Annotated in this window: 3 protein-coding genes; 1 reads left to right on the top strand and 2 read right to left on the bottom strand. The window is 65.8% G+C overall.

The annotated features are described in order from the left end of the window. Positions 1-959, top strand: a 959-nt coding sequence (locus TVC13_RS17915; RefSeq protein WP_422402481.1) for an alpha-amylase family glycosyl hydrolase, incomplete at its 5' end; no start/stop codon positions are given. Between the two features lie 13 nt (positions 960-972). Here TVC13_RS17915 and TVC13_RS17920 read toward each other — a convergent pair. Both TVC13_RS17920 and TVC13_RS17925 read right to left on the bottom strand, forming a co-directional pair. After that, positions 973-2,346 carry an FAD-binding oxidoreductase gene (locus tag TVC13_RS17920; protein WP_422402482.1) on the bottom strand — a complete coding sequence of 458 codons (1,374 nt, stop codon included), beginning with the start codon at positions 2,344-2,346 and terminating at the stop codon, positions 973-975. Between the two features lie 10 nt (positions 2,347-2,356). Beyond that, entirely contained in the window at positions 2,357-2,830 is a 474-nt protein-coding gene (locus TVC13_RS17925; protein ID WP_422402483.1) for an SRPBCC domain-containing protein, read from the bottom strand. Between the last annotated feature and the right edge of the window lie 194 nt (positions 2,831-3,024).

Here is a 3,024-nt window from a genome sequence, read left to right on the forward strand (position 1 = left end):
CCGAAGGCTTCCCCGGCGACCAGGCCCCCATGTTCGGCCAGGCCGGCATCCACGACATCTACCGCTCCTGGCGCAAAATCCTCGACGAATACGACGGCGACCGTGTCCTCTGCGCCGAAGCGACCATCGACCCCCTCGGCCGGCTCACCGACTGGGTCCGCTCCGACGAAATGCACCAAACCTTCAACTTCGCCTACCTCCACCACCCCTGGAACGCCGAAGAACTCCGCCGCATCATCCAAACCAGCCTCCAAGCCTTCGACAAAGTCGGCGCCCCCACCACCTGGGTCCTCTCCAACCACGACGTCGTCCGCCACGTCTCCCGCTTCGGGCTGAAGACCCATGATCTGCGCAGCGGAGACGGGATCGGCCCCGAAGACGCCCAGCCGGACCACGTCCTGGGCCTGGCCCGGGCGCGGGCAGCGACGCTGCTGATGCTCGCCCTTCCCGGCGGCGTCTACCTCTACCAGGGTGAAGAACTTGGCCTGCCGGACCACACCATGATCCCGAATGAGTTCCGCCAGGACCCCACGTTCCACCGCACGGACGGAATCCGGGTGGGCCGGGACGGTTCACGGGTGCCGCTGCCCTGGGTGGCGGATGCGCCGTCGTACGGGTTCAGCAGCACCGGCAAGTCCTGGCTGCCGCAGCCAGGACTGTGGGGCACACATTCCCGCGATATCCAGGAACGGAATCCGGACTCCACACTCCGGATGTACCGGACTGCGCTGTCACTGCGCCGGGAACTTGGCCTGGGGCACGGGTCGCTGGCCTGGTGGCCCGTGCATGACGGCGAAGGCGTCGTCGCCTTCGTCAACGGGAACATCCTGGCCGTCATGAACATGGGCGCCAAACCGGTTGAACTGCCGGAGTACGAAATCCTGCATAAAAGCTCGCCCGGAGCCATGGAGCACACCCGGCTGCGCCCCAACCGGACAGTGTGGATGCGCCTGCCGTAGCCGGCCCGGGAGCCTAGATTCCGGGGACGGCTTTTCCCGGATTCAGGATGCCGGCGGGATCAAAGACCGCTTTGATCCGGCGCTGCAGCTGCAGGACCTCTTCCTGCTGCTCCTGCGGCAGCCAGCGGAGCTTGAACTGGCCAATGCCGTGTTCCCCGGTGATCGTTCCGCCCATACGCAGCGCCACGGTGATGGACTCATCCAGCGCTGCGTTGAGACGTTCGACGCCGGCGGCGCCTTCCTCAGCACTGATCCAGAACGTGGGGTGCAGGTTCCCGTCGCCGGCGTGGGCCACAACCTTGAGCTGAACGCGGTGGTCCGCAGCCATGCGCTCCAGCTCGGCGACGTAGTGCACCAGCTGGGAGCGGGGCACCGCCACGTCTTCACCGACGCGGATCTCATGGTCGACGTCGTCTCCCCGGCTGTGCCGGCGCAGGTCCAGCAGCCGCTCGGCTTCCTCCGATCCCTCGCTGCTCACCGTTCCGCCCAGTTCCGTCAGCACGGCGCGGACGGCTGCAGCCTCGGCCTCGGCGCCGAACCCGTCCGTCTGGATCAGCAGCAGAGCTCCCCCGCGGGAGCCCAGGTCCGATCCGTGTGCGCCGTCCAGCGCCGCCATTGTGGCGCCGTCGAGCAGTTCCATGATGGAGGGCTGCACGCGTGCGGCACCCACGGCCAGTACACCTGCTGCTGCGGTACGGAAGTCGGGGAAGAACGCCGCGACGGTCCGCACGTCGCTGGGCAGGTAGCGCAGCCGCACCGTCACTCCGACGACGATGCCGAGGGTGCCCTCCGAACCGGTAAAGAGTCCGGTGAGGTCGTAGCCCGCGACCCCTTTGAAGCTTTGGTGCCCGGTGTGGATCAGCGTGCCGTCTGCCAGTACGACATCCAGGGCCAGGACTGAGTCCCTGGTGACGCCGTATTTAGCGCAGCGCAGGCCGCCGGCATTGGTGGCCACGTTGCCGCCGATAGTGGAGACCTTGTAGCTGGCCGGATCCGGGGCGTACATGAGCCCGTGCTCTTTCACTGCTTCGTTGAGGTCTGCATTGATGACGCCGGCTTCGACCACAGCGAGTTCATCGCCCGGACGAATGTCCAGGATGCGGTTCATCTTTTCAAGGCTGAGGACAATGCAGTTCCGTGTTGCATGGGCGCCGCCGGATACACCTGTTCCTGCACCGCGGGGGACGACCGCAGTTTCGGTGCGAGAGGCCCAGCGCAGGATCTCCTGCACGTCAGCGACTGATTCGGCCCACACCACCGCCAGAGGATCAATGAGTTCCTGCACCGGGCCCTGATCGCGTGCGTACTGCTTCAGGGTCTCGGGATCCGTGTTGATGCGGACTCCGGGGATTGACACTTCCAGGTCGTGCAGGGCAGGCATCGTCATAGCAAGAAGGCTACCGGGCGCCCATGAACCGGGCGTAACGTTGCAGAACGTTGCGCCAGAGGGACTCTGCTTCATCGCGCTGCGCAGCTCCGTCGGGTAGCGCCTCGAATCCGGTGTGCCGGATGCTCACTGACGTGCCGGTGCCATCGGGGGCGAAGGTAATGGTTACTGCGGTTGACCCGGTGCCGGGGTTCCACTCCAGCTCCAGGAGCTGGCCCGGCTGGATGTGCTGGACGGCAGCGCGTGCTGCGGCTTCTTCGTCCTCGCTGGTTTCGACCAGGGCACCGCCTTCGAACTCCACGTGTGTGCCTTCTCCGCAGACGGTGAACTCCGTGGGCCACCACAGGTGCGGGTACTCATGGAACCCCCGGAACGCCTCGTCGGTTTCACGGGGAACGGTGCAGCTGTCTTCGATATCGGCGATGGGTGCGCGTTTGCCCTCCGGCTCGGGTTCCGGGGCATGGGAGAACAGGGATGAAGTCATCTTCCCAGCCTACGCAGTTCCCGGCTTCGGTGGTCACGAAGACGGGCGGCCACCGTTAATGGGAGACCTATGAGTGCGGGAGTGTTGGGGTGTTAAACGGGTTCAGGCCCCGCAGCGTTGCGGGGCCTGAACTCGTTAATAGTTGTCCGGCGGTGACCTACTCTCCCACACCCTCCCGGGTGCAGTACCATCGG

Origin of the sequence: Arthrobacter sp. 3Tela_A, assembly GCF_049311025.1 — a bacterium.
GTDB lineage: Bacteria > Actinomycetota > Actinomycetes > Actinomycetales > Micrococcaceae > Arthrobacter_B.